Consider the following 24,790-nt stretch of genomic DNA (forward strand, 5'->3'; position numbering starts at 1 on the left):
GGCGAGCCTACTCGCGAGTAGGTTGGGAGTGCCAGCCGGAAGGTCAGTCGATGAGATCGGGGTGGGAGTCGGGGATGGATCAGGTGCGTAGGGTCGCGATCGTCGGCGGCAACCGGATCCCGTTCGCGCGGTCGAACAGCCGCTACGCGACGGCATCGAACCAGGACATGTTCACCGCCGCCCTCGATGGTCTCGTGAGCCGCTTCGGGCTGCAGGACGAGCGACTGGGCGAGGTCGCCGCGGGCGCGGTGCTCAAGCACAGCCGGGACTTCAACCTGGCGCGGGAGTGCGTGCTCGGCTCGCGGCTGTCGCCGGAGACGCCGGCCTACGACGTGCAGCAGGCGTGCGGGACCGGACTGCAGGCGGTGCTCCAGGTGGCGAACAAGATCGCGCTGGGGCAGATCGACTCGGGCGTCGCGGGCGGGGTGGACACCGCCAGCGACGCGCCGCTCGGGGTGAACGAGGACCTGCGGCAGATCTTCCTGTCGCTGAACCGGGCGCGGTCGGTCGGCGCGCGGCTGAAGGCGCTGGCGAAGCTGCGGCCGGGGCAGATCGTGCCGGACATCCCGCGCAACGCCGAGCCCCGGACCGGGCTGTCCATGGGTGAGCACGCGGCGATCACCGCCCGCGAGTGGGGGGTGAGCCGGGAGGCGCAGGACGAGCTGGCGGCGGCGTCGCACCAGAAGCTCGCGGCGGCCTACGAGCGCGGGTTCTTCGGCGACCTGCTGACCCCGTACCTGGGGCTGACCCGGGACCAGAACCTGCGGCCGGACTCGACGGCGGACAAGCTGGCGAAGCTCAAGCCGGTGTTCGGCGGTGCCGAGGGGACGATGACCGCCGGCAACTCGACGCCGTTGACCGACGGGGCCTCGACGGTCCTGCTGGCGTCGGAGGAGTGGGCGGCGGCGCGGCGGCTGCCGGTGCTGGCGTACCTGACGTACTCGGAGACCGCGGCGGTGGACTACGTGCACGGGCGCGAGGGGCTGCTGATGGCGCCGGCGTACGCGGTGCCGAGGATGCTGGCGCGGGCCGGGTTGTCGTTGCGGGACTTCGACTTCTACGAGCTGCACGAGGCGTTCGCGTCGCAGGTGCTCGCCACGCTGGCGGCGTGGGAGAACCCGGACTTCTGCAAGTCGCGGCTCGGGTTGGACGAGCCGCTCGGGGCGGTCGACCGGTCGCGGCTGAACGTCAACGGCTCGTCGCTGGCGGCGGGCCATCCGTTCGCCGCGACCGGCGGGCGGATCGTGGCCACCCTGGCCAAGCTCCTGCACGAGAAGGGATCGGGCCGGGGCCTGATCTCCATCTGCGCGGCGGGCGGCCAGGGGGTCACCGCGATCCTGGAGGCCGCGTGATGCCTAGCCCTGCGGGACCTGGGCGTCGCTCCAGCCGAGGTAGTTGACGAAGTACCCCTTGTCGGCGCGGTGGCCGATGGCGCCGGCGACGCTGGTGGAGTAGAAGCCGCCGTTGCCGTCGGAGATGCCGACGTGGCCGTACTGGCTGGTGTTCCAGTACACGAACGCGCCGCGCGGGGCGTTCCAGTCGCCGGGGTGGGCCTTGCCGACGCTGACCGCGCCGTTCCAGTGCGCGATGGCCGACGGCCAGACGCCGGTGGTGCCGTAGGCGTTCTCCACGGCCATTTCGCAGTAGCCTTCCCAGCCGGTGGCGCCGGCGTGGTTCTCCATCCACTGGATGGCGCCCTCGATGGTGCCGTCGCCCGGATCGGCCTGGACGGCGAGCGCCGGCGCGGGCGCGGGTGCGGCGGTGGCGGTCCCGGTGAGCGGGACGATGGCCATCGCGGCGGCGGTGAGGCCGATCGCGGTGGCGCGGGCCAGTTTGCTCAGATACCTGTTCACAAGGTCTCCCCGACGAGACAAATTTTCCAACTGACGGTTCTGCACGTTACCGTCCGCGCTCGCCCGGGACCAGAGCGTCAGGCGAGAGCGAGGCCGAACATGGCCCAGTCGTTGAGGATGTGCGCTCCAGCGGCGACCAGGATGTTCTTGGTCCGGAAATAGGCGAGCAGCAGCACCAGACGCGCGGTGCCGATGATGACGAAGCACTGGACGAGGTTCCAGTCGTAGGTCGGCAGGTGCGCGACGCCGAAGATGACGGCCGTCGCGAGCCAGGCGACGACGACCGCGGTGCTCCGGGACAGGGCGAGCCGGTGGTGCAGCCAGTACAGCAGCGCGAGGAACGGCAGCACGCTGAACAGTTCCTCACCGAAGAGTTGGGGGACCATCGCGAGGAAGGTCAGGATCCGCTCGCCGGTCGGCATCTTCGCGAGGTCGTCGCCGAGGGGGTTGGCGGCGAGACCGGCCGCGTGCAGCAGCAGAACGCCGAGGACGAGCATGATGACGAGGTTGAGCAGGGCGAACAGGACCATCGTGCCGAGGTCGCGAAACCGGAGCCGGCGGAAGATGGCCGTCCAGTGGCCAGGGACGACGCGGGCGTAGACGACGAGCGGGATCGCCACGAAGAGGATCGCCCGCGTCCAGACCCCGAGCAGGCCCGGCACGGGAAGCGCGATGAGCGCGGCGAAGCCGAGCAGCACGCCGAGCAGCACGATCCACCAGCGACCACCGGTGACGAGCGCGGGCCGGCCGTTGTAGAACGGGAAGTCGTCGTCGACCATTCCGCGACCCTTCTCCGACGAAAAGCCCAGGTAGAGAGCGTAAGCCAGGTGGAAGGGGACCGGTAATCGAGATGTATCGACGATTATAGATGATTCGCTATACAGTCCGAGAAATGCGTACCGGCGACACGCCGGTCGGGGTTTCTGACGCAATATCGGGTTCTCGCTAGAAACCTCGATACGGTTCGATCGTGGACCCTGTGCGCAATCCGTTCGCTCCCGGTGCCGGGCAGCGGCCGCCCGAGCTGGCCGGGCGGGAGAAGGAGGTCCAGGCCTTCGACGTCGTGCTCGAGCGGGTGGCTCGGGGACGGCCGGAACGGAGCCTGGTACTCACCGGCCTGCGCGGCGTCGGCAAGACCGTGCTGCTCGGCGAGCTGAGGTCGATGGCCGTGCGCCGCGGCTGGGGTGCGGGGAAGATCGAGGCCAGACCGGACGCGGGGCTGCGCCGGCCGTTGTCCGCGGCGCTGCACCGGGCGGTGCGGGACCTGGCCGTGCGGCATCGGGCGCCGGACCGGGTGGAGCACGTGCTCGGGGTGCTCAAGGCGTTCGCGCTGCGGGCCTCGCCGAGCGACTCGAAGCTGCGGGACCGGTGGCAGCCGGGCATCGACGTGCCGCCGACGCAGGGGCGGGCGGACTCCGGGGACATCGAGATCGACCTGGTGGAGCTGTTCACCGACGTCGCCGAGCTGGCGCAGGACGTCGGCACCGGGGTCGCGCTGCTGATCGACGAGATGCAGGACGTCGTCGGCGACGACATCTCCGCCCTGTGCGCGGCCTGCCACGAGCTGTCCCAGTCGGGGGCGCCGTTCGTGGTCGTCGGCGCCGGGCTGCCGCACCTGCCGGCCGTGCTGTCGGCGAGCAAGTCCTACTCCGAGCGGCTGTTCCGGTACGTGCGGATCGACCGGCTGGACCGGACCGACGCCGACCGCGCGGTGCTCGCGCCGATCTCACGGGAGGAGGCCGGGATCACCGACGAGGCGCTGGACGCGCTGTACGACGCGGCCGGTGGGTACCCGTACTTCATCCAGGCCTACGGCAAGGCCGCCTGGGACGCCGCGGCCAGCGACCCGATCACCGTGGAGGACGTCGCCGTCGCGGCGCCGGAGGCGGAGGGTGAGCTGGCCGTCGGATTCTTCGGGTCGCGCTACGAGCGGGCCACGCCGGCCGAGCGGGAGTACCTGCGGGCGATGGCCGAGCTGACCAAGGGCAAGACCGACGAGGGCGCGGCGACCTCGGACATCGCCACGCATCTTGGGCGCAAGCCGTCGTCGCTGTCGCCAGCGCGGGACTCGCTGATCAAGAAGGGGCTGATCTACTCCGCGGAGCGGGGGCGGATCGCGTTCACCGTGCCGCACTTCGGGCGGTACCTGCTCACGATGGACGACTAGTCCCGGACAAATGGAAACCCCGTAGTGCTGCCAGGTCGGGGGTCCGCCAGCACTACGGGGTCAACCGGTTCATCGTGGCCGGGTCGGGAGGCGTTACACGGCCACCGAAAAAGTTTCCGGCTAGCGCGGCAGCATGTGCTGGCGCTGCGCCATGAGCACGATCTCGTCACGCATGGCCGGCGTCGTCGCGTTGGCGATCGCGTGGTTCACCGCACGACGATTGCGGGCCTCGACGCGGCGGGCTCGGATCTTCGCGGCGATGTTCATTGCACTCCTTCGACAGGGCTCCTGCTGGTTCCTCCAGCACTGAGCATTATGCCTGTTCCAACACCCGATTGCCGACGATTATTCGGTGAGGTGCGGCACATACCGAAGATTCACCGGAGCCTTCCTGGAGACGTCCGGACATCGCGAAGTATCCAACCGTCTAGTTCGATCACTAGACACATGTAGAGAACCGCATCGCATCGATGCGCATGGTTGTGCCCTCGGGGGGCGGGCCACCAAGGTGCGTGACATGGCTGCTGTCTCCGTGGAGTCGACCGAACTGTTCGTCGGATCGGTCGTCAGTCCGTCGCAGGTTGTCCGGGTGTCCTTCGCCGGCGGTGGTACCGCGCGTGTGCACGTGGAGGGAAACCGCGTCGCCACACCGGTTCCGGTCGAGCTCGCGGTGCGCGGGGAAGTGACCGTCGAGGTCGGGGTCGACACCGGCGACGCCGCCCCGGGCGAGCGGCTGCCGGCGCGCGCGGTCGTGATGTCCGAGGGCGACCGGGCCGAGGTCGACTTCGACCTCGTGGTGGCCGAGCCGGGCTGGACGATGCACATGGTCAGCCACTTCCACTACGACCCGGTCTGGTGGAACACCCAGGCCGCCTACACCGTCTCCTGGGACGCCCTGGACTTCCCCGGCTCCCCGCGCGGCGCCCGGCAGCTCGCCGGGTTCGACCTGGTACGCGCGCACCTCGACCTCGCGCTCGCCGAGCCGGAGTACCGGTTCGTACTGGCCGAGGTCGACTACCTCAAGCCGTACTGGGACACCTTCCCGGCCGACCGCGAGGTACTGCGGCGGCTGGTCCGCGAGGGCCGGGTCGAGGTGCTCGGCGGCACCTACAACGAGCCGAACACCAACCTCACCGACCCGGAGACCACCGTGCGGAACTTCGTGCACGGCATGGGCTTCCAGCGCGACGTGTTCGGCGGCGACCCGGCGACCGCCTGGCAGCTCGACGCGTTCGGCCACGACCCGGCGTTCCCCGGCCTCGGCGCCGACGCCGGGCTGACCTCGTCGTCCTGGGCGCGCGGGCCGTTCCACCAGTGGGGGCCGATGGCCGGCAACGGCGACCAGACGCGGATGCAGTTCCCGAGCGAGTTCGAGTGGGTGTCGCCGTCCGGGCGCGGCCTGCTGACCTCGTACATGACCGACCACTACGGCTCCGGCTGGAAGCTCGACTCAGCGCCCGACCTGGAGTCGGCGTGCGCGGCCGCCTACCGGGTGTTCCTCGAGCTGCGGAAGGTCGCCGGAACGCGCGAGGTGCTGCTGCCGGTCGGCGGGGACTACACGCCGCCGAACAAGTGGGTCACCCAGGTGCACCGGGCGTTCGCGGAGAAGTACGTGTGGCCTCGGTTCGTGTGCTCGCTGCCGAGGGACTTCTTCGCCGCGGTGCGGGAGAGCTACGCCGCGCGCGGGGTCTCCCCCACGCCGCAGACCCGCGACATGAACCCGATCTACACCGGCAAGGACGTCTCCTACATCGACACCAAGCAGGCGCAGCGGGCGGCCGAGGTCGCGACGCTGGAGGCGGAGGCGTTCGCCGTGTTCGCCCGGCTGCTCGGCGGTTCGCCGTACCCGGACGCGGCACTGGCGAAGGCGTGGGTGCAGCTCGCGTACGGCGCGCACCACGACGGGATCACCGGCTCGGAGTCCGACCAGGTGTACCTGGACCTGGTCACCAGCTGGCGGGACGCGCACGACCTGGCGGTCGACGTGCGGGAGCGGGCGCTGGCGGTGCTGTCCGGGCAGGTGTCGGCGGTGCCGGGCGACGGGGTGCCGGTGGTGGTGTGGAACTCGCTGAGCCATGCGCGGACCGACGTGGTCACGGTGCGACCGCCGGAGCCGCTCGGGCCGGGGGTCGAGGTGGTCGCGGCCGACGGGTCGGTGCTGCCGTGCCTGGTCACCGACGGCGGGGTGACGTTCCTGGCCTCGGACGTGCCGTCGATGGGGTGGCGGGCGTACCTGCTGCGCGCGGCCTCGCTCGACGAGCGGGGGTGGACCGCGGTCGACGGTTGTACGGCGTCGTCGGATCGGTTCCGGGTGACCGTCGACCCGGCGCGCGGGGGCGGGGTGTCGAGCCTGCTCGACCGGGGCCGGGAGCTGATCGCGGCCGGGCGGGTCGGCAACGAGCTCGCGGTGTACGAGGAGTACCCGCAGCACCCCCGGTTCGGCGAGGGGCCGTGGCACCTGGTGCCGAGCGGACCGGTGGTGACCTCGGCGGCGTCGGCGGCCTCGGTCCAGGTGGCGCGGTGCCCGCTCGGGGAGCGGATCACGGTGTCCGGGTCGGTGGGGCCGGTCCGGTACACGCAGACGATCACGCTGTGGCACGGGGTGTCCCGGGTGGACTGTGTGACGACGGTGGACGAGTTCACCGGGTCCGACCAGCTGCTGCGGGTGCGCTGGCCGTGCCCGGTGCCGGGCGCGCTGCCGGTCAGCGAGGTCGGCAACGCCGTGGTGGGGCGCGGGTTCGGGCTCGTCGACGTGGACTCGGCGGTGCATCCGTGGACGCTGGACAACCCGGCGCACACGTGGTTCGGGTTGTCGTCGGCGGCGGCGCTGCGGCTGGCGGACGGGGAGCTGCGGCCGATCGGGGTCGCGGAGATCGTGGTGCCGTCGCTGGACGAGGCGGCGCCGCTGGTCCGGGAGCTGGCGGTGGCGTTGGCGCGCTGCGGGGTGACCTCGACGGTGTCGGCGGCGGACGGCGCGCGGTACGGGGACCTCGGGGTGGACTCGAACCTGCCGGACGTGCGGATCTCGGTGGGCGGGGCGGAGGTCAACGCGTTCACCGCGGAGGTGGTGGACCGGTACGGGGAGGTCGGCGACGGGGTGGCGTGGGTGCCGCCGGAGAAGCCGCTGGGTGAGGTGTGGCAGCCGAGCGCGGACCTGAAGGACGCGCGGGCGCTCGGCGTGCTGGTGCTGTCGGGTGCGGACCTGCCGGGGCTCGTCCGATCCGTTGTGGACGATCTGGCGGACCGGATCGTCGAGGTGGGGTCCGGGGATCCGGGCCAGGAGTCCTATGTGGAGCGGACGGTGGCGGTGCTGAACCGGGGGCTGCCGGGGTTCGCGGTGGACACGTCCGGGACGTTGCACGCGTCGCTGCTGCGGTCGTGCACCGGGTGGCCGTCCGGGGTGTGGATCGACCCGCCGCGGCGGACGGTGCCGGACGGGTCGAACTTCCAGCTGCAGCACTGGACGCACGAGTTCGAGTACGCGGTGGCCGCCGGGGACGGGGACTGGCGGGCGGCCGGGATCGCGGCGACGAGCGCGGAGTTCAGCCGGCCGCTGCACGCGGTGGTCGGTTCGGGGTCCGGCCTGCCGGTGTCGGGGTCGCTGGTGGCGGTCGAACCGGCGGACCGGGTGCGGGTGGCGGCGGTGAAGGCGGCCGGGAACCCGCTGGTGCGCGGGTCGGCCGCGGTGGCGGATCCGCGCGACGGGGTGGCGTTGCGGCTGGTCGCGCACACCGGGGATCCGGTGACCGCGCGGGTGTCGTCGGACGCGGTGTCGTTCTCGGCTGTCGCGGTGGCGAACCTGCTGGAGGAGCGCGGTTCCGGGTTGTCGTCGCTTTCGGTCCCGATCGAGGGGTGCGACGCGGTGACGGTGCTGGCGCGGCCGTCCTGGTCCGATGTGGCCGGTCCGGCGATCGGGGTCGAGGCGGAGCCGGCGGGGCCGCTGTTCGCGAAGTACTGGCTGCACAACCGGGGGCCGGCGCCGCTGGGCGGGCTGCCGCTGGCGGTGCACCTGGCGCCGACGCTGGCGGACGTGGTGCCCGGCGGGTCGGTGTCGTTGGATCTGACGGTGGCGTCGGACAGCGTGGACGCGGAGTTGGCGGGTCTCGTGCGGTTCGCGGTGCCGGACGGGTGGGTGGCGGTGCCGGACGAGGTGCCGTTCGGACTGCCGCCCGGGGAGCATCTGGCGACGTCGGTGACGGTGACGGCACCGGCGGGGGTCGCGGCCGGGCGGTATCCCGTGCGGGCGTCGGTGGAGCCGGTCGGGTCGCTGCCGGCGAGCTGGCGGCAGGCGGTGGAGGACGTGGCGATGGTGAGCGTGGGGGCGCCGGTCGGGGACGGAGTGTTGCGGCTGGTCGGATCGCCGTCGGCGGTGCGGGTGCGGGCCGGGGAGACGGGCCGGTTGGCGGTGCGGGTGGCGTCGTCGGCGGGGGCGCCGGTCGCGGTGGAGGCCGCGGTGGTGAGTCCGTGGGGGACGTGGGGTCGGGTCGGGCCGCGGGTCGTGGGGGCGGAGGTGGCCGGGGGCGGCGAGGTCGAGCTGGGGTTCGACGTGACGCCGCCGGCGGGGGCGCCGGCCGGGCGGTGGTGGGCGCTGGTGCGGGTGGCCGGCGCGGGGCGGTTGTTGTACTCGCCGGCGGTGGCGTTGGAGGTGGTGGCGTGAGTGGGAATCTCGGTGTCCGGGGTACGCCGGCGGGGCGGTCCGGGGCCGTCGCGTGGGTGGACGGGGAGGTCGTCGAGGTCGCGGAGGTGGATGGGCGGGAGGCGGCGCTGCGGAGCGGGCGGTTGACGGCGTCGCTGCCGCGGGCCGGGTCGAGTGAGGGGCGGCAGCTGCGGCGGTGGATCGTGCAGGTGCTGGCGGCGGAGCGGGTGGTGGTTCGGGAGGCGGCGGCTCGCGGGATCGACGGGGGTTCGGCGCCGGCGTTGGGTGAGTTGGTGCCGGATCGGGCGGGGATGCTCGGGGTGGGGAGCGTCGCGGCGGACCTGTTGGCGCGGAGTGCGGTCGCGCGGGCGGTGTTCGTCGGCGTGACCGGGGACGTCGAGGTGGGTGACGACGTGGTGGCCCGGTACTGGCGGGCGAACCCGGAGGAGTTCCGGGTGCCCGAGCGACGGGTGGTGCGGCACGCGATGGGCGACGCCGACCCGGTGGCGCGACCGGCGCGGACGGTGCGGCGTGGGGAGCTGGGCGGCGTGCTGGGGGACGCGGTGTTCGGTGCCGGGGCCGGCTCGGTGGTCGGGCCGGTCCAGGACGCGGTGGGGACGCATCGGGTGCTGGTGGTGGAGGTGCTGCCGGCGCGGACGCTCGGGCTGGACGAGGTCCGGGAGGACGTGCGAGCGCGGTTGCTGCTCGGCGCGCGGCGGCGGGCGTTCACGGCCTGGCTCGACCGGCGGATGGCGGAGTCGGTGCGGTTGGCCGACGGCTTCGAGCACCCCGGGGATCCCGGACAGCCCGACAACACGCACCGACACTGATATGCTTGCCGTTGTCAACCAATTGTTTCACGGGAAACCATGGTGACAATGTCCACTCCAGATCGCGTCTCCGCTGTCAGGGCGTTCAACCGCAGCTACACCACGTTCCTGGGCGCCCTGGACGAACACCTGCTGGGTAGTACCTACTCATTGACTGAAGCAAGGATTCTCTTCGAACTCGGCCAGCGCGACGAGACCGAGCTGACCGAGTTGCGCCAGGCCACCGGGCTCGACGCCGGATACCTGAGCCGCCTGCTGGCCCGGTTCGAGGAAAGCGGCCTGCTGCGCCGCGAACGTTCCACCGCCGACGCCCGCCGCCAGCGGATCCGCCTGACCCCGGCCGGCCGGGACACGTTCCGGACCCTCGACGAGAAGTCCGCGCGCCAGATCCGGGACCTGCTGTCCGGCCTCACCGAAGACGAGCAGCACCACCTGGTTGAGGCCATGGAGATGATCCGCCGCCGGCTCGTCGACGCCGGCCCGCCGGTCACCCTGCGCGCACCGAACCCGGGCGACCACGGGTGGGTCGTCGAGCGCAACGGCGCCCTCTACGCCGGCGAGTACGGCTGGACCGGCGAGTACGAGGCACTGGTCGCCAGGATCGTCGCCGACTACCTGACCGAGCACGACCCGGTGCGCGAGGCGTCGTGGATCGCCGAACTGCGCGGCGAGCGCGTCGGCGCGATCTACTGCGTGCGCAAGGACGACGTGACCGCGAAGCTGCGGCTACTGCACGTCGAGCCGAGCGCGCGCGGCGCGGGGGTCGGCACGCTGCTCGTCGACGAGTGCGTCCGGTTCGCCCGCCGCTCCGGCTACCGGGCGATGGAGCTGTGGACGGTGTCGTTGCTCGCCCCGGCCAGGCGGATCTACGAGCGCGCCGGGTTCCGCCTGGTCGAGGAGGACACCGCGGACCGGTTCGGGCACCGCCTCACCGGACAGACCTGGCGGCTGGAGCTGACCGCGCGGTAGGCGGCCCCGACAGCCAGCCGCCCGCGCGCACCGGAACGGCAAACAGGCAACGGTGGCGCGGCCACGCGGACCGGGTGCTAGGCACGCGGCAGGCAGCCAAAACAGAGCCGATGACGCGGCCCGCACGCCCGGACCGGGCGCTAGGCGCGCGGCAGGCGGCCCATCAGGTAGAACTCGTCGTTCGGGCGCAGGGCGGTGAGGTGTGCGATCCGGTTGGAGAGGGCGAACAGCGCGGTGATCGCGCCGACGTCCCAGATCTCGTCGTCGGTCAGGCCGGCGTCGCGGGCCGCGTCCAGTTCGTCGGAGCTGAAGGTCGACGGGTCGACCGCCAGCGCCAGGGCCAGGTCGACGATCGCCCGCCGGCGGTCGTCCAGTTCGACGGTCCACGGGTTCGTCGCCACGTCGTCGGCGATGCGCGGGTCCTTCGCGCGGATGCGCAGGATGGCGCCGTGCGCGACCACGCAGTAGGTGCAGCTGTTCGCGCCCGAGGTGGCGACCACGACCAGCTCGCGCTCCGCCTTCGACAGGCCGGAATCGCGTTCCATGACGGCGTCGTGGTAGTCCATGAACGCGCGCAACTCGGCCGGGCGGTGCCCGAGCGCCAAGAACACGTTCGGCACGAAGCCCGACTTGTCCGCCACCGCCGCGACCCGTTCCCGCAGATCGTCGGGCAGCTCGTCGAGCTCGACCACCGGGAACCTGCTCACCTCGTCAGCCACACCCACCACGTTAGTCCCGCGGCTCCCGTTGATCACCAGAGTCATCCCCACCACTGTGGACAAAACACGGACGAACGGGTGAACGGAAGGTGTCCGCGCCGTTGTCGAGGGCCTCCACCCACAGGGAAGCTCCACAGGCTGTGCACAGTCCCATCCACAACCTGTGGACAACTCTCGTGGACAACCCCTTGCGGAGGCCGGGAGGTGGGGCCGGCTAGCGCCGGGCGAGATCGCGGACGAGGTGTGCCCGGCGTAAACCATGCCGGCGCAGGTGGCGCAGGTCCTCGGCGGTGTCGTACATGAGCTGCCGGTGGAAGTAGTTCACGTGCTCAAGCACCGCGAACAGCGCGAAGCCCAAACCCGGCCAGGTGCCCGCCCCCGGGTCGGCGATCACCGAGTAGCCGGTGAACAGCGACCCGACGGCCAGTACCGGCACGTTGGCCACGCGAGCGACCGCGAAGGCCCCGGCATGGGGCAGGCGCGGGTCCTGCGCCGCGAGCTGCCGACGCTTGGCCGACCAGTATCCGGCTCCCTCCAGGAGGAGCACGGCGAACAACGCGAAGCCAACGCCGTTCGCCACCGTCACCGGGAAGTCGAGCACGCCGAACCAGATCACGGCCTGAAGCGGAATGTTGATCAGCTCCCACGCGGCCAGTGACCGCAGTCGCCGCCGGATCCAGGTCCGGGAGCGATGATCCATTCGCGCACTATGTCATGCGCTCCGGCCGGCATCTCCGCCCGACCTCGGGCGGGTCTCATTGCTGACGGCTGTAGGCGCGGACCGCCAGTGGGCAGAACACGACGAAGAGGATCGCGCACCAGATGAGCGTGGTGGTGACGCTGTCGCCGACCGGGGTGCCGTCGAGGAGGGCGCGGCAGGCGTCCATGGCGTGGCTGACCGGGTTGATCTCGGCCCAGGTCCGGAGCCAGCCGGGGAGGGTCTCGACCGGAGCGGCCAGGCTGGTGCCGAGTTGCAGGGGCAGGAAGCTGATGAAGCCGATCGCGAGGACGACCTCGGCGCTCCTGACCAGCACGCCGACGAACACCGTCACCCAGCTGAGGCAGAAGCCGAACGCGATGGCCAGGCCGGCGGCGGCGAGGGCGGCACCGAAACCGCCGGCGGCGCGGAAGCCGAGCAGCGCGCCGAGCGCGAAGAGGACCGCGACGGCGATCAGGTAGCGGACGAGGTCGGCCAGCACCGAGCCGAGCAGGGGCGCAACCCGGCTGATCGGCAGGCTGCGGAACCGGTCGGTCACGCCGTTCTTGAGGTCGAGGTTGATGGCGGTGCCGGTCGAGACCATCCCGGCGAGGCCGGCGCCCATGACGAGGATGCCGGGGAAGAGGTACTGGACGTACTCGGCGGTGGAGCCGGCTACCGACCCGCCGAACAGGTACAGGAAGAGCACCAGGAACAGGGCGGGCGTGATGATCCCGTTGATGATCGGGCCGGGGTTGCGGGCGGTCTTGGCGAGGCTCCGTCGGGCGAGCACGAGGCTGTGCCGGCACCAGGCGAACGGCCTGGTACGCGGTTGTTCGAGGCTGGTGGCGGTCATCAGGCTGCCTTCGTCGGTTCGTGCGGGTCGTTGGCGGTGGTGCCGGGTGCTCCGGTCAGGGCGAGGAAGACCTCGTCGAGGCTCGGCAGGCGCAGCGACAGTTCGGAGACGGCCACGCGGTGTTCCCGCAGCCGTGCGGTGATCTCGAAGAAGTCCTCGGCGCCGGCCACGGGCACGACCAGTTCGTGCCGGGAGGAGCGCTCCGGTGTCCGGTCCGCGACGTCGGCCAGTACCGCGGCGGCCGTGCCGGTGTCGGCGGGGTCGTCCACGCGCACCACGATCGTGTGGCCGCCGACCTGGCGCTTCAGCTCGGCGGGAGTACCGGAGGCGATGACCCGGCCGTGGTCGATCACGGTGACGGCGTCGGCGAGGGCGTCGGCCTCCTCGAGGTACTGGGTGGTCAGCAGGACGGTGACACCATCGGCGCGCAGGCCGCGGATCAGCTGCCACAGCTCGTCACGTTTGCCCGGATCCAGGCCGACCGACGGCTCGTCGAGGAAGACGACCTCGGGGTGTCCGACCATGCTCGCGGCCAGGTCGAGGCGGCGGCGCATGCCACCGGAGTAGCCGGCCACCGGCCTGCCCGCCGCCTCCTCCAGACCGAAGCGGGCCAGCAACTCGCCCGCGCGCAGGCGCGCTCGCGGTCGAGGCAGGTCGAGCAGCCGGCCGATCATCACCAGGTTCGCCAGCCCGGTCAGCTCCTCGTCCACACTGGTGTGCTGGCCCGACCATGCGATCCGCCCGCGCACCCGTCCCGGCTGGCGAACCACGTCGAAACCGGCCACCGACGCTCGCCCGCTGTCGGGACGCAGCAGGGTCGCGAGGATGCGGATCACCGTCGTCTTACCCGCACCGTTGGGCCCCAGCAGGCCGTGCACCTGCCCACGCGGGACGGCCACGCTGACCCCGTCCAGCGCGGTGACCTTGCCGAAGCTCTTGGCCAGGCCCTCGGTCTCGAACCCGTGTTCACTCACCGCGACCTCCTCCTTTCACATGTCGTCATCATCTGGATTTTCACTGTATCCTAGTGATCGGAGTTCGTGGAAGGAACGTGATGGTTCGACTGACCCGCGCGCAGCAGCAGGAACGCACGCGCGCGTCCGTGCTGGCCGCGGCGCGGACGGAGTTCACCGAGCACGGCTACGGGCCGGCGAAGGTCGACCGGATCGCCGAGCGGGCCGAGCTGACGCGGGGCGCGGTCTACTCGAACTTCCCGAGCAAACGCGCGCTGTACCTGGCGGTGCTGATCGACCTGGTCGAGAACGCCGCCGCCGGTGCGCCTTCGACGCCGCCGAGGTCGCCGGTCGACGCGCTGGGCGGGTTCGCCCGGGCCTGGCTGGAACGGCTGCCGCTGGCCGACGACACGACGTCCGGCGGGCGCCTGCGGCTCCGCTCGCTGGACGGCGTCCTCGATGACGGGCACGGACGCGAGGTGCTGGCACAGATCGTCCGGCTGGAGACCCTGCTGCTCGCCATCGCGCTGGAGTCGTGCGAGCCGGCGCGTGCGGAACCGGTGCGTCGGGTACGGCTGGCCGCGCTGGTGCTGACGCTGCTGGACGGCGCGTCCCGCCTGGCCGAGACCGCACCGGGGTCGATCGACCCCTTCGACGTGGCACGCGCGTGTCAGCACCTGGCCGGAATCGACCTCGCCGACGCCTGGGCGCCGCCGCACCTGCCCTACGTCGCCCCCGCGCGACCGTGCCGGGACACCTGGGATCCCCCCGACGGCCTCGCGGACCGGATCAGCGGGAACCCGGTCCACCTCGGCGCCGACGGCCTGGTCACGGTGCTGGGAGCCGGGCGTCTCGGCGCCGCCGAGGAAGCCGTGCGGTCCGCACCTTCCGGCGAGCAGGTAACGGTGGTCGTCGTCGTGCGCGATCCCGCCGAGACCGGGCGGCTCGTCCGGCTCAGGATCGCCGACCTGACCGGATGTCTGCGGCGGGTGTTCCCCACTGCCGCGTTGCCGCCCCTGCGCCTGCTGCTCGACGAGCACGGCACGGTCGCCGCCGCGCTCGGAATCCCGGTTCCCGACGACGAGGCCGACGACGAGACCGAGGCCGCGGTGCGCGTCCGGGACGGCGCGATCGTCGCCCGCGCCCACGGTCGGGGCGCGGCCCATGCCGCGGCGACCGCCCATGCCCCGAACACCACGCAACCGAGGAAGACCCGACGATGACGCATCCCGATCCGCACCTCCTGGTGCTGCACGCCCTTCGCTACGTCGGCTTCGCCGGCTCCGGCCGCATCGCCGCCGCGACGGGGCTGCGCGAGTCCGATGTGGAGTCCGAGCTGATCGACCTCGCGGTCGCCGGTCTCGTCACCCACCTGCCCGGCGACTTCGGCGGATGGGGACTGACCGACACCGGCCGCGTCGCGGACGCCGAGCGGATCACCGACGAACTCGAGTCGGCCGGTGCCCGCGCCGCGGTGACCAAGGCGTTCGACGACTTCCTCGTGCTCAACCCGGAACTGCTCGACCTGTGCACGGCGTGGCAACTCCGGTCCCTCGACGGTGTGACGACCGTCAACGACCACAGCGACCCGGCCTACGACGCCCGCGTCCTCGACCGGTTCGCCGAGTTCCACGAGCGTGCCGTCGTCGTCTGCGCCGAACTGTCCTCGGCCCTGCCCCGGTTCGGCCGTTACCGGACCCGCCTCGGCGAAGCCCTCGATCGCGCCAACTCCGGCGCGTTGGAGTACGTGGCCGACGGCACCGAGTCGTACCACGCGGTGTGGGCCCAGCTGCACGAAGACCTGCTCGCCACCCTGGGAATCCCGCGATGAGGTGGATCCGCCCGCTCTCCGCCCGGACCGACGAACCGGTCGAGCTGGTGGGCGGCAAGGCACACGGTCTCACCGTCCTGCACCGGCTCGGGTTGCCGGTGCCCGCCGGTTTCGTCGTCACCACGGAGGCGTGTCGCGCGTTCCGCCGGGACGGCAGGTTGCCCGACGGGCTCGGCCACGAACTCGCGACCGCCGTCGCCGACCTCGAAGCCGCCACCGGACGGGAGTTCGGCGGCGCCCAGGACCCGTTGACGGTGTCCGTCCGTTCCGGGGCGGCCGTGTCGATGCCCGGCATGATGTGCACGATCCTCAACCTCGACGCGGCCCGGCGGCTGGAGCGGGCGGTGGCGGCCGTGTTCTCGTCCTGGGACACCCCGCGCGCGCGGACCTACCGCGAACTGCACGACATCCCGCACGATCTCGGCACGGCCGCGATCGTCCAGGCGATGGTGTTCGGGAACCGCGACGACCACAGCGGTACCGGAGTCGCGTTCAGCCGCGATCCCAACACCGGCGCGAACGTCCCGTTCGGTGACGTCCTGTTCGGACACCAGGGTGATGCCGTCGTCTCCGGCGGCACGCCGACCCGGCCGCTGCGCGAACTCGCCGACCGGGAGCCAGGGGTGTGGACCGGTCTGCTCGATGCGCTGAGCCGGGCCGAGGGCCACTACCGCGACGCGTGCTATGTCGAGTTCACCTTCCAGTCGGGCGAACTGTGGCTGCTGCAGGTGCGGCCGGGCCGGTTCGTCGGAGCCGCCGCCGTCCGCGTCGCCACCGACCTCGTCGACGAGCGCGTGCTCGGGCGGAACGAAGCGCTGCTCAGGGTGTCACCGCACCATCTCCGGCACGTCCGCACACCGCGAATAGCCATGACCGAGGAGGTCGACATCCTGGCCAGGGGGCTGGGCGCGTGTCCCGGTGTCGCGGCCGGCCGGGTGGCGACCACGGTCGACAGCGCGGTACGCATGGCGGCCGAAGGCCCGGTCGTCCTGGTGCGTCCGGAGACCTCGCCACAGGACATGAGTGGCCTGGCCGCCGCCACCGGCATCGTCACCGCCCGCGGCGGGCCGGCCAGCCACGCCGCGGTCGTCGCACGGGCGATGGGAAAGCCGGCTGTCGTGGGGATCGGCGACCTCGACGTCGACACGACCTCGGTGCGCGCCGATGGACGCACCATCGGCGAGGGCACCATGGTCACCATCGACGGGACCAGCGGCGACGTCGCCCTCGGCCGCCCCCGCGTCGTCACGTCCGCGGCGGACGCGCACCTGCACCGGCTGCTGGAGTGGGCCGACGAGGTGTCGGGGAACCACACCGAACGCGACGAGGCCCGACGCCTCAGCGCCGCCCAGGCCGTCCTCCGTCGCGACCAGCGGTGAGGGTCACGGCCGCGCGCCGGGCCCGAACCCGGTCCACCGCAGCTCGGCCGGAAGGTGGCCCATGTCGTTGTAGGACAACAGGGTCGGTGCCAGCCCGGCGCGGTACTCGATCGCGGTCAGCGCCGTGTTCCCGCAGCTGAGCCCCAGCCACCGCACGGCCGGCGCGTCGAGGGCGTGCCGCACCAGCCAGGCCACCGGGTAGGCGTGGGTGATCAGGACCTCGTGGGTCTCGGTGTCGGCGGGACGGGCGAACCTGGCGATCAGCGCCTCCGCGCCGCGCGCGCCGGAAGCGGCTTCCTCGGCGTCGTACCCGTCGAAGAACCCCGCCCACGCGGGCGGCGGATCGTCCGGCACGAACGGCACGTGGTCGATCAGCTCGGCCGCTTCCCGCACGGCAGTGCTCGGCAGGTGCTCGCCCACGATCCGCGCGCACGCCGCCGCCCGAGGCAGCGGGGAGTGCCACACGGCATCGATCGGCAGACCCGCCAGGCGCTCGCCGAGCAGTTCCGACTGCCGCCGCCCGACGTCGGTCAGCTCGCCGAACGGGTCCGCGGCGCCGTGGCGCACCGCGTACACATGTCGAGTCGCCACCAACTCAGCATATGTACGACATCCCGATGTTCACAACATCCGATCAGCGGCCGACGCGGTGGTGGTGGGTGGCGAGGTGGTCGCCGACGATCAGCAGGCAGGCCAGGCAGCGCGGGCCCGCGTGGGTTCTGGTCAGGCGGTTGTACGGGACACTGTGCGTGCAGGCGGCCTCCACGAAGCTCGCGGGGCGGTCCGACCTCGCGAAGGCGTGCAGGCGTTCGTCGTAGCGGGACAGTTGCCAGATCCACTTGTCGCACTCGGACATGCGGGTGGGACCGCGCGACCTTCCGGCGATGATGCAATTTGCATAACGAACGGCCAGGGACCACTCGAACGAGTGACCCCTGGCCGTCCGCGGTCAACCCTCAGGCGAGGCGCTGCTTGAGCACCTCCAGCTCCTCACGCAGCAGCGTCGGGAGCTTGTCGCCGATCTTGGCGAACCACTCCTCGATCATCGGGATCTCCGCGCGCCACTCGTCGGCATCGACGCGCAGGGCCGCCTCGATGTCGTCCTTCGACGCGTCCAGGCCCGAGAGGTCCAGGTCGTCGACGGTCGGCACGTAGCCGATGGGGGTCTCCTGCGCGGCCGCGGTGCCCTCGATGCGCTCGATGGCCCACTTCAGCACCCGGGAGTTCTCCCCGAAGCCCGGCCACAGGAACTTGCGGTCGTCCCCGCGCCGGAACCAGTTCACGTAGAAGATCTTCGGCAGCTTCGCCGCGTCCGCCCGCTTGCCGGTGTCGATCCAGTGCTGGAAGTAGTCACCCGCGTGGTAGCCGATGAACGGGAGCATCGCCATCGGGTCGCGCCGGACCACGCCGACCTTGCCCTTGGCGGCCGCGGTGGTCTCCGACGACAGGGTGGCGCCCATGAACGTGCCGTGCTGCCAGTCGCGGGACTCGGTGACCAGCGGGATCGTGTTCGCCCGGCGGCCGCCGAAGAAGATCGCCGAGATCGGCACGCCCTGGGGGTCGTCCCACTCCGAGGCCAGGATCGGGCACTGGGACATCGGCGTGCAGTACCGGGAGTTCGGGTGCGAGGACGGCTCGTCCGAGTCCGGGGTCCAGTCGCGCTTCTTCCACGACGTCAGGTGCGCGGGCGGCTCGCCCATGCCCTCCCACCAGATGTCACCGTCGTCGGTCAGGGCGACGTTGGTGAACAGCGAGTTGCCGCGCTCGACGGTGCGCATGGCGTTCGGGTTGGTGTGGTAGTCGGTGCCGGGCGCGACGCCGAAGAAGCCGGCCTCCGGGTTGACCGCGTACAGCCGGCCGTCCTCGCCGAAGCGCATCCAGGCGATGTCGTCACCGAGCGTCTCGACCTTCCAGCCGGGGATCGTCGGCTCCAGCATCGCCAGGTTGGTCTTGCCGCACGCGCTGGGGAACGCGGCCGCGACGTAGTGCACCTTCTGCTCGGGCGAGATCAGCTTGAGGATCAGCATGTGCTCGGCCAGCCAGCCCTCGTCCCGGCCGATCGCCGAGGCGATCCGCAGCGAGTAGCACTTCTTGCCGAGCAGCGCGTTCCCGCCGTAACCGGAGCCGTAGCTCCAGATCTCCCGCTCCTCGGGGAAGTGGGTGATGTACTTGGTCTCGTTGCACGGCCACGGCACGTCCTGCTCACCCGGCTCCAGCGGCATGCCGACCGAGTGCAGGCAGGGCACGAAGTCACGCTCGGTGCCGTCGGCGTCGACGAACTTCTCCAACGCCTTCGTGCCCATCCTGGTCATGATCCGCATCGAGGTCACGACGTAGGCCGAGTCGGTGATCTCCACGCCCAGCATCGGCTTCTCCGCCGACAGCGGGCCCATGCAGAACGGGATCACGTACATCGTCCGGCCACGCATCGAGCCGCGGTACAGCTCGGTCATGATCGACTTCATCTCGGCCGGGTCCATCCAGTTGTTGGTCGGACCCGCGTCGGCCGGGTCGACCGAGCAGATGAACGTCCGCTCCTCCACCCGCGCGACGTCGTCGGGGTCGGACGCGGCCCAGAACGAGTTCGGCTTCTTCTCGAGACGGGTGAACGTGCCGGACTCCACGAGCTCGGTGGTCAACCGGTCCCACTCCGCGTCGGAACCGTCGACCCAGACCACCTCGTCCGGCGTCGTCAGCTCGGCCACCTCGCGAACCCATGACAGGAGTCGCTGGTGCGTTGTCGGTGCGTTGTCCACACCTGGAATTGCCACTGCCGTCATCTCGCTTCGTCTCCTGACTGACGCCGAAAACCAGAACAGGACCCCGCTGTCCTGCCGCGCCGTGCGCGCTGTCGGACCTCGGCGTCCTGCGTGAACGGCGAAAGCCCCGTCCGGAGTCTCGGACGGGTCATGCCGCGTTGGGGATACGAAGAGGTTAACCAGCTGAACGGGAATCAACCGAACCCTGACGAGTCTCGTGCGTCACAGGACCGATTCGGGAATCGATTCAGCACACGAATGCCCGTCGAATGACCCGGACGAACAAAACGATCCCGGCGGAGACGCCCGCCGGGATCGTTTGTGTTGACCGATTTCGAGAAGGATTCAGCGCTCCGCCCACACGGCGTCGGCGCCGCTGGTGGAGTCGGGGGTGTAGGAGCCGTCGGCGGAGATCTGGCCCTCCTCGACGACGGTCCACTCGTCCTCGCCGGTGTGCTCGGCCACCGTCACGTCGCCGTCCTGCTCGATGATGACCGCTTGGTCGGCGTCGCCGTCACCGTCGACGTCGGTGAACGCGTAGGTCGTGCCCTCGGCGTCGGTCACCACCGCGGTGTCCGACACGCCGTCACCGTCGGTGTCGTAGGTGGCCGGGCCGGCGTTGACGTCCTCGCCGGGCAGGTCGACCTGCATGTCGCCGCCGGCCGAGGTGTCCGTGGACGTGTCGGTGGAGGTATCCGAGACGTCGGTGGCGCTGGTGTCGGTGTCGGTGTCGGACGAGGAGCCGGTGGCGTCGTCGGCGCCGTCGCCGGTCGGGGTGGGCAGCGAGTCGACGCTCTCCTCGTGCCACTCGCCGGTGGACTCGTCGTACTCGGCGCCCGCGACGACGTTGCCCTGCTCGTCGTACTGCACCGCGACGTCGGCCTGGCCGTCACCGTCGGTGTCCGCGAAGGCCATGTACTCGCCGGTCTCGGTCTCCACGAGAGCGGTGTCGTTCTGGCCGTCACCGTCCAGGTCGACGTTCTCCTCGACCATGTAGTCCTCGCCGTCGATCTCGACGGTGAGCTCGTCCTGGCCCGCGTCGGTGTCGGTCGCGGTGGTGTCGTCGTCGGTGGTCGTGCCGTCGTCCACGTACACGGGTAGCCCCCTCTTTCGCGCCAAGGTGTCTGTAGGTATGACTGGCGGCGTGGCCCGTCGGTTCCCGCCGCGCGGGAGAGAACTCTCAGGCGCGGTCGCGCACCGACCGGATGCCGGCGAGCAGCTTCTCCGCGCGGTCCCGCCCCGAGGTCACGTCCGTCAGCCGCTTGTTTACCACGGCGAGCCGCTTCTGGCGCTCGGCGGTATCGAGCCGCAACGCCTTGTCCACCTCGCGGAGTTCGTCCTCGATGCCCGAGATCCGCTTGCCGAGGGCCTCGTCGAGCGCCAGCGCGAGCTGGGACTCCGCCTCGATCAGCTGCTCGGCCACCAACTGGTCCAGCGTGGAGCGGGCGTCGGCGATGGACTCGGTGAGCCACTGCTTCATGTGCTGCTTGTCCGCGGTGTGCTTGCGGGTCTTGGCCAGCCACCAGCCCGCGCCGAGCCCGACCATGATCGTCGGCACCAGCAGGATGGGCGCGGCGACCGCGCCGGCCAGCGGCAGCAGCGCCATCTTGCCCGCGCTGAACCCGCCGGTGACACCCATGAACACGAGCAGCTTGTCCTCGGCGGTCGGCGGCCGCTTGTCGGCCTGCCGCACGATGATCGGTGAGCCGCCCGCCCTGGCGAACTGGCCGCGGATGACCTCCAGCTCGTCGGGTTTGAACAGCTCGCCGAGCACGGTCTCGGTGACCTGGTTGAGCCGGTAGGACACCGACTGGCTGATCCGGCCGGACACCATCTGCAGCGCGGCGTCGACCTGCGCCGGCAGCTCGCGCAGCTTGTCCTTGTCGGCGACGTCGATGGCCTGCCGGAACCACGACTGCACGTCGCGCATCTGCCGGGCGACCTCGTGGTTGTTCTCCACCCTGGTGCGCTGGATCTCACTGCGCATCCGGACCTGCCAGCCCTTGGTGGACGAGCGGCGCTCGGTGGTCAGCTCCTCCTTGCGGGCCCGCAGCGACTCGGCCTCCTCCTCGCCGGTGGACAGCGCGCGGCGCTCGCCCTCCAGCCGGACGTTGAGGGTGCCCAGGGCGCTGGACAGGGCACGCATGGTGTTGGCCTCGCCGAGCATCACCGACCGGCCGACCAGCAGGTCGGTGAGCGCGGTGCGCAGCGCTGGCACCCCGGAGCGTTCCTCCAGCATGGCGACGGCCTCGGCGTTGGGCGCCTTGCCGGCCATCTCGTACATCCGCGCGGACACCGGGTGGAACGGCGCGCCGGCGAAGCGGGGCGCGTGCTCGGCGAGCAGCGCCTGGTCGGCCTCGAGGACCTGCCGCCAGCCGCGGTAGGCGTCCACCTTGGACAGCGCGAACACGACGGTCTCCACCCGCTCGCCGACGTTCGCCAGGAAGTTCAGCTCCCCCAGCGTGAACGGCGCGGAGGCGTCGACGACGAACAGCAGCGCGGTGGCCGACGCGGCGGCCTCGGCGGCCAGCTCGCCGTGCACCGAGTCGAGCCCGCCGACGCCAGGGGTGTCCACGATCGTCAGCTTCTCCAGCAGCTCGACCGGACCGTCGACCTCGACGTACCGGGGCGGCAGCTGGCCGGGGGGCAGCTGGTGCGCGGCGGACACCCAGTCGATCAGCTCGGCGAGGTCGACCGGCACCGGTGCGAGCTGGCCCGGGTAGCAGGCACGGGCCTCCCACTGCTCGGCGTGGCCGAACACCAGGTAGGTCGCGGTGGCCACCTCCGCGTCCACAGGGGACAGTCCCGGCTGCCCGAGCAGCGCGTTGACCAGGGAGCTCTTGCCCCGGTTGGTCTCGCCGACCACCACCGCCGACGGCGAGCCGCGGCGCTTGGCGCGGATCTCCTCGACCCACTTCGCCGCGTCCGGGTCGGCCTCGCGGAGCAGGGTGAGCAGCTTCTCCCGTGCCTGCGCGACCTGTTTGGGTAACGAGAGTTGCTGCTTGGCCGGGGCGGTCACGACGGTTCCCGGTTGTATACGGTGACGATGGGGGCGCGGAGCAGTTCGCCCCGGTCGGAGAAGCCGACCACCTCGGTCTCGGCGACCAGTCCGTCGAGGCTGGCGTCGGCGGTGGCGACGGTGCCGCCCGCCTCGTGGTGCGCCGGGTCGAACCGGACGCCGTCCGGGCGCACGGCGGACACGCCGACGCCGGCGAGACCCTCCTCGATCCGCTCGGCCACGCCCGCGCTGCGGGCCCGGTCGAGCGCGTACAGGCACAGCGCAACCAGCGACCGGCGCTCGGCCAGCGCGACCTCCAGCGCGCCCGACGCCGGCACGACGTCCGACGCGGTCGGCTCGCCGGATGGGTCGCCCTCGAAGTCACCGCCCGCGACGACGCCGTCGGCCGCGATGCCCGCCTGCGGGCCGACCCGCCGCTCCGGCGGCTGCCCGGCGCCGCGGGCGGCGTCGGCGATCACCGAGGCCTTGACCTCGATGGTCGACTCGGTGCCGTCGCCCTGCTCGTCCTTGTTGCGCTTGAACCAGGAAGCCATGTCCCTCACCCCGCCTGTTCGCGAAGTTGTTGCCAGATCAGGAAGTATGCGCGGTGCACGACGTGCGCGACCCGGCTTTGCGCGGGTGTGGCACCGAACGATGCGAACGAGCGCCACCAGCCGGCCCGTTCCAGGGCGTAGGCGGACAGCTCCTTGTGCGGGCGGCCCTTCATGCCGAGCTGCTCGCCGATGTCGGCGCTGCTGCCCACCCGCAGCACCTCCTCGGCCAGGTCCTCGGGCATCGCGACCGCGCCGGAGGTGACCAGGGTGAGCGCCTCCAGCAGCCGCAGCTGGTGCGCCTCGGGCTTGGCGAGCAGCACCTCGATGGCGTCGTGCACCCGCTGCCGCTCGCCGGGGTCGCCGGAGGCGTGCGCTAGCGCGGTGACCGACGCGAGCGCGGCGGCGGCCTTGATGCCGTCGGCTCTGGCCCGGAACACCGCGTCGAGCCGGGCACGCACGCCGGCGAGGCCGGAGGCGCCGAGCAGGGTGCGGCGCAGCGAGCCCGCGGTCAGCTCCGGGTCGGCGCGCAGCGCGTCGACCGCGACCCGGATGCCGTAGAGGTCGAGCTTCTCCAGGAGTCTGCTCCTGGTGCCGGCCGGCACGTCGCACTCCCAGGTGGTGAAGATGTCCGCGGACATCAACATGGTCTCCCACGTCGCGTCATCCAAAGTAGACAGTTGACGGAGGGCGTCGGCGTCGGCGGAGGTGAATCCGCCGGACTCGGCCGACTCGGCGAGCAGGCCGATGACCGGGATGACGTCGGCGACGCGGGGCTTGAGGGTCTGCGCCTGCTTCTCGGCGAGCAGGCTGGCGGCCTTCCACACGTCGCCGTCGGAGCCGGTGACCGACTCCGGGGTGATCGTGTCGGCCTTGTTCAGCACGGCGATCGCGTTCACCGGGCCGGCCTCGCGGCTCGCGGTGGCCGCGGTGAACGCGGCGAGCGCCTGCTGGTCGTCGGCGCGCACGCCCTGGGTGACGACGTAGAGCACGGCCTCCGCGCCGGCGACGGCGTTGCGGGAGGTCTGGTCGAGCTCGTCCGGCTGGTCGGCGTCCTTGTCACCGTCCTCGTCCGGCTTGCGGTGCTTGGCGGCGCCGAGGAGCTGCTCGGTGCGCTTGACCGAGGCGTCGTCCAGCGAGCCGAGGCCCGGGGTGTCGATGACGGTGAGGTCGCGCAGCACCGCGTTGGTGAGGTACGCCTCGAGGTGGGAGACCTCGTCGAAGTTCACGTCGAGGTCGTTCGGGATCATGCCGGTGGCGTCGAACGGCAGCACCTGCTTGCGACCGTCGTCGAAGACCAGCTCGACCCGGTCGACGGTGCCGTACTGGAACCGGGTGACCAGGCGGGTGCACTCGCCGACGTCGGTGGGCGCGACCCGGCGCCCGATGAGCGCGTTGACCAGCGTCGACTTGCCGGACTTGATCCGCCCGGCGACCGCGACCTGCAGCGGCGCGGACAGCCGGCGCAGCACCTCGCGGAACCCGGCGGCGGTGCGCGCGGACACCTGGGGTTGCAGCCGGGTGCACAGGTTGGCGACGGCTGCCGACAACGGACCGGCGAGGTGCTGCTGCTCGGTAGCCGTCGTCACGTG

Annotated in this window: 22 protein-coding genes; 8 read left to right on the top strand and 14 right to left on the bottom strand. The window is 71.6% G+C overall.

The features are described from left to right. Positions 1-74: 74 nt before the first annotated feature. Positions 75-1,352: an acetyl-CoA C-acetyltransferase gene (locus JT362_RS25450; RefSeq protein ID WP_260194267.1), complete on the top strand. Its 1,278-nt coding sequence runs from the start codon at positions 75-77 to the stop codon at positions 1,350-1,352. Positions 1,353-1,355: 3 nt separating this feature from the next. Here JT362_RS25450 and JT362_RS25455 read toward each other — a convergent pair whose 3' ends face one another. Further along, entirely contained in the window at positions 1,356-1,853 is a 498-nt protein-coding gene (locus JT362_RS25455; RefSeq protein WP_260194268.1) for a CHAP domain-containing protein, read from the bottom strand. 77 nt (positions 1,854-1,930) lie between these two features. Next, a complete protein-coding gene (locus JT362_RS25460) occupies positions 1,931-2,632 on the bottom strand; it encodes a CPBP family intramembrane glutamic endopeptidase (protein WP_260194269.1) in 702 nt (233 codons plus the stop codon). Positions 2,633-2,823: 191 nt separating this feature from the next. Between JT362_RS25460 and JT362_RS25465 the strand changes: the two genes are divergently transcribed. Then, positions 2,824-4,020: an ATP-binding protein gene (locus tag JT362_RS25465; RefSeq protein ID WP_260194271.1), complete on the top strand. Its 1,197-nt coding sequence runs from the start codon at positions 2,824-2,826 to the stop codon at positions 4,018-4,020. Between the two features lie 120 nt (positions 4,021-4,140). Here the strand turns inward: JT362_RS25465 and JT362_RS25470 are convergent, their stop codons facing one another. Then, the gene (locus JT362_RS25470; RefSeq protein ID WP_260194272.1) at positions 4,141-4,287 is read right to left on the bottom strand and encodes a hypothetical protein; all 147 of its coding nucleotides are present in this window, start codon (positions 4,285-4,287) and stop codon (positions 4,141-4,143) included. A 250-nt stretch (positions 4,288-4,537) separates the two neighbouring features. Here JT362_RS25470 and JT362_RS25475 point away from each other — a divergent pair, with 250 nt between their 5' ends. From JT362_RS25475 to JT362_RS25485, 3 genes are read left to right on the top strand one after another with little or no spacing between them, the layout of a single operon-like run. Continuing rightward, the gene (locus JT362_RS25475) at positions 4,538-8,677 is read left to right on the top strand and encodes a glycoside hydrolase family 38 N-terminal domain-containing protein (RefSeq protein ID WP_260194273.1); all 4,140 of its coding nucleotides are present in this window, start codon (positions 4,538-4,540) and stop codon (positions 8,675-8,677) included. Then, entirely contained in the window at positions 8,674-9,486 is an 813-nt protein-coding gene (locus tag JT362_RS25480; RefSeq protein ID WP_260194274.1) for a peptidylprolyl isomerase, read from the top strand. The genes JT362_RS25475 and JT362_RS25480 overlap by 4 nt, the downstream gene beginning before the upstream one ends. A gap of 39 nt (positions 9,487-9,525) precedes the next feature. Beyond that, complete coding sequence (locus JT362_RS25485) at positions 9,526-10,455, top strand: bifunctional helix-turn-helix transcriptional regulator/GNAT family N-acetyltransferase (RefSeq protein ID WP_260194275.1); 930 nt, start codon at positions 9,526-9,528, stop codon at positions 10,453-10,455. Positions 10,456-10,595: 140 nt separating this feature from the next. On the opposite strand, the gene JT362_RS25490 is transcribed toward JT362_RS25485, so the two are convergent. From JT362_RS25490 to JT362_RS25505, 4 genes are all read right to left on the bottom strand, one after another. Continuing rightward, the gene (locus JT362_RS25490; RefSeq protein ID WP_260194276.1) at positions 10,596-11,174 is read right to left on the bottom strand and encodes a peroxidase-related enzyme; all 579 of its coding nucleotides are present in this window, start codon (positions 11,172-11,174) and stop codon (positions 10,596-10,598) included. A 214-nt stretch (positions 11,175-11,388) separates the two neighbouring features. After that, the gene (locus tag JT362_RS25495; RefSeq protein ID WP_260194278.1) at positions 11,389-11,874 is read right to left on the bottom strand and encodes a hypothetical protein; all 486 of its coding nucleotides are present in this window, start codon (positions 11,872-11,874) and stop codon (positions 11,389-11,391) included. Between the two features lie 55 nt (positions 11,875-11,929). Then, on the bottom strand, positions 11,930-12,727 hold the full coding sequence (locus tag JT362_RS25500) for an ABC transporter permease (RefSeq protein WP_260194279.1): 798 nt from the start codon (positions 12,725-12,727) through the stop codon (positions 11,930-11,932). Continuing rightward, the gene (locus JT362_RS25505) at positions 12,727-13,701 is read right to left on the bottom strand and encodes an ATP-binding cassette domain-containing protein (RefSeq protein ID WP_260194280.1); all 975 of its coding nucleotides are present in this window, start codon (positions 13,699-13,701) and stop codon (positions 12,727-12,729) included. The genes JT362_RS25500 and JT362_RS25505 overlap by 1 nt, the downstream gene beginning before the upstream one ends. Positions 13,702-13,781: 80 nt before the next feature. Between JT362_RS25505 and JT362_RS25510 the strand changes: the two genes are divergently transcribed. The 3 genes from JT362_RS25510 to JT362_RS25520 are packed head-to-tail and all read left to right on the top strand — an operon-like array spanning position 13,782 to position 16,890. Next, complete coding sequence (locus JT362_RS25510; RefSeq protein ID WP_260194281.1) at positions 13,782-14,903, top strand: TetR/AcrR family transcriptional regulator; 1,122 nt, start codon at positions 13,782-13,784, stop codon at positions 14,901-14,903. Then, the gene (locus JT362_RS25515) at positions 14,900-15,511 is read left to right on the top strand and encodes a transcriptional regulator (RefSeq protein WP_260194282.1); all 612 of its coding nucleotides are present in this window, start codon (positions 14,900-14,902) and stop codon (positions 15,509-15,511) included. Before JT362_RS25510 ends, JT362_RS25515 begins: the two co-directional genes overlap by 4 nt. After that, entirely contained in the window at positions 15,508-16,890 is a 1,383-nt protein-coding gene (locus JT362_RS25520; protein ID WP_260194283.1) for a PEP/pyruvate-binding domain-containing protein, read from the top strand. Before JT362_RS25515 ends, JT362_RS25520 begins: the two co-directional genes overlap by 4 nt. A gap of 3 nt (positions 16,891-16,893) precedes the next feature. On the opposite strand, the gene JT362_RS25525 is transcribed toward JT362_RS25520, so the two are convergent. The 7 genes from JT362_RS25525 to JT362_RS25555 form a co-directional block, all read right to left on the bottom strand. Then, a complete protein-coding gene (locus tag JT362_RS25525) occupies positions 16,894-17,481 on the bottom strand; it encodes a histidine phosphatase family protein (protein WP_260194285.1) in 588 nt (195 codons plus the stop codon). A 43-nt stretch (positions 17,482-17,524) separates the two neighbouring features. Beyond that, positions 17,525-17,746 carry a hypothetical protein gene (locus tag JT362_RS25530; protein ID WP_260194286.1) on the bottom strand — a complete coding sequence of 74 codons (222 nt, stop codon included), beginning with the start codon at positions 17,744-17,746 and terminating at the stop codon, positions 17,525-17,527. 100 nt (positions 17,747-17,846) lie between these two features. Continuing rightward, positions 17,847-19,670, bottom strand: coding sequence for a phosphoenolpyruvate carboxykinase (GTP) (locus tag JT362_RS25535; RefSeq protein WP_260194287.1), 1,824 nt, complete (start codon positions 19,668-19,670; stop codon positions 17,847-17,849). Positions 19,671-19,994: 324 nt separating this feature from the next. Continuing rightward, entirely contained in the window at positions 19,995-20,744 is a 750-nt protein-coding gene (locus tag JT362_RS25540; protein WP_260194288.1) for a DUF6802 family protein, read from the bottom strand. 85 nt (positions 20,745-20,829) lie between these two features. Beyond that, positions 20,830-22,668 carry a dynamin family protein gene (locus tag JT362_RS25545; RefSeq protein ID WP_260194289.1) on the bottom strand — a complete coding sequence of 613 codons (1,839 nt, stop codon included), beginning with the start codon at positions 22,666-22,668 and terminating at the stop codon, positions 20,830-20,832. Further along, positions 22,665-23,201, bottom strand: a complete 537-nt coding sequence (locus JT362_RS25550) for a nucleotide exchange factor GrpE (RefSeq protein WP_260194290.1) — start codon at positions 23,199-23,201, stop codon at positions 22,665-22,667. Before JT362_RS25550 ends, JT362_RS25545 begins: the two co-directional genes overlap by 4 nt. A gap of 5 nt (positions 23,202-23,206) precedes the next feature. Then, positions 23,207-24,787: a dynamin family protein gene (locus JT362_RS25555; protein ID WP_260194291.1), complete on the bottom strand. Its 1,581-nt coding sequence runs from the start codon at positions 24,785-24,787 to the stop codon at positions 23,207-23,209. Between the last annotated feature and the right edge of the window lie 3 nt (positions 24,788-24,790).

Origin of the sequence: Actinophytocola gossypii (genome assembly GCF_025165815.1) — a bacterium.
Lineage (GTDB): Bacteria > Actinomycetota > Actinomycetes > Mycobacteriales > Pseudonocardiaceae > Actinophytocola > Actinophytocola gossypii.

Bases quoted from the DNA above. Each gene is read 5' to 3' on its own strand.
- JT362_RS25500 (WP_260194279.1), bottom strand. From the start codon at position 12,727: ATGACCGCCACCAGCCTCGAACAACCGCGTACCAGGCCGTTCGCCTGG.
- JT362_RS25485 (WP_260194275.1), top strand. From the start codon at position 9,526: ATGGTGACAATGTCCACTCCAGATCGCGTCTCCGCTGTCAGGGCGTTC.
- JT362_RS25470 (WP_260194272.1), bottom strand. From the start codon at position 4,287: ATGAACATCGCCGCGAAGATCCGAGCCCGCCGCGTCGAGGCCCGCAAT.
- JT362_RS25475 (WP_260194273.1), top strand. From the start codon at position 4,538: ATGGCTGCTGTCTCCGTGGAGTCGACCGAACTGTTCGTCGGATCGGTC.
- JT362_RS25510 (WP_260194281.1), top strand. From the start codon at position 13,782: ATGGTTCGACTGACCCGCGCGCAGCAGCAGGAACGCACGCGCGCGTCC.
- JT362_RS25535 (WP_260194287.1), bottom strand. From the start codon at position 19,670: ATGACGGCAGTGGCAATTCCAGGTGTGGACAACGCACCGACAACGCAC.
- JT362_RS25450 (WP_260194267.1), top strand. From the start codon at position 75: ATGGATCAGGTGCGTAGGGTCGCGATCGTCGGCGGCAACCGGATCCCG.
- JT362_RS25530 (WP_260194286.1), bottom strand. From the start codon at position 17,746: ATGTCCGAGTGCGACAAGTGGATCTGGCAACTGTCCCGCTACGACGAA.
- JT362_RS25495 (WP_260194278.1), bottom strand. From the start codon at position 11,874: ATGGATCATCGCTCCCGGACCTGGATCCGGCGGCGACTGCGGTCACTG.
- JT362_RS25460 (WP_260194269.1), bottom strand. From the start codon at position 2,632: ATGGTCGACGACGACTTCCCGTTCTACAACGGCCGGCCCGCGCTCGTC.
- JT362_RS25520 (WP_260194283.1), top strand. From the start codon at position 15,508: ATGAGGTGGATCCGCCCGCTCTCCGCCCGGACCGACGAACCGGTCGAG.
- JT362_RS25515 (WP_260194282.1), top strand. From the start codon at position 14,900: ATGACGCATCCCGATCCGCACCTCCTGGTGCTGCACGCCCTTCGCTAC.
- JT362_RS25550 (WP_260194290.1), bottom strand. From the start codon at position 23,201: ATGGCTTCCTGGTTCAAGCGCAACAAGGACGAGCAGGGCGACGGCACC.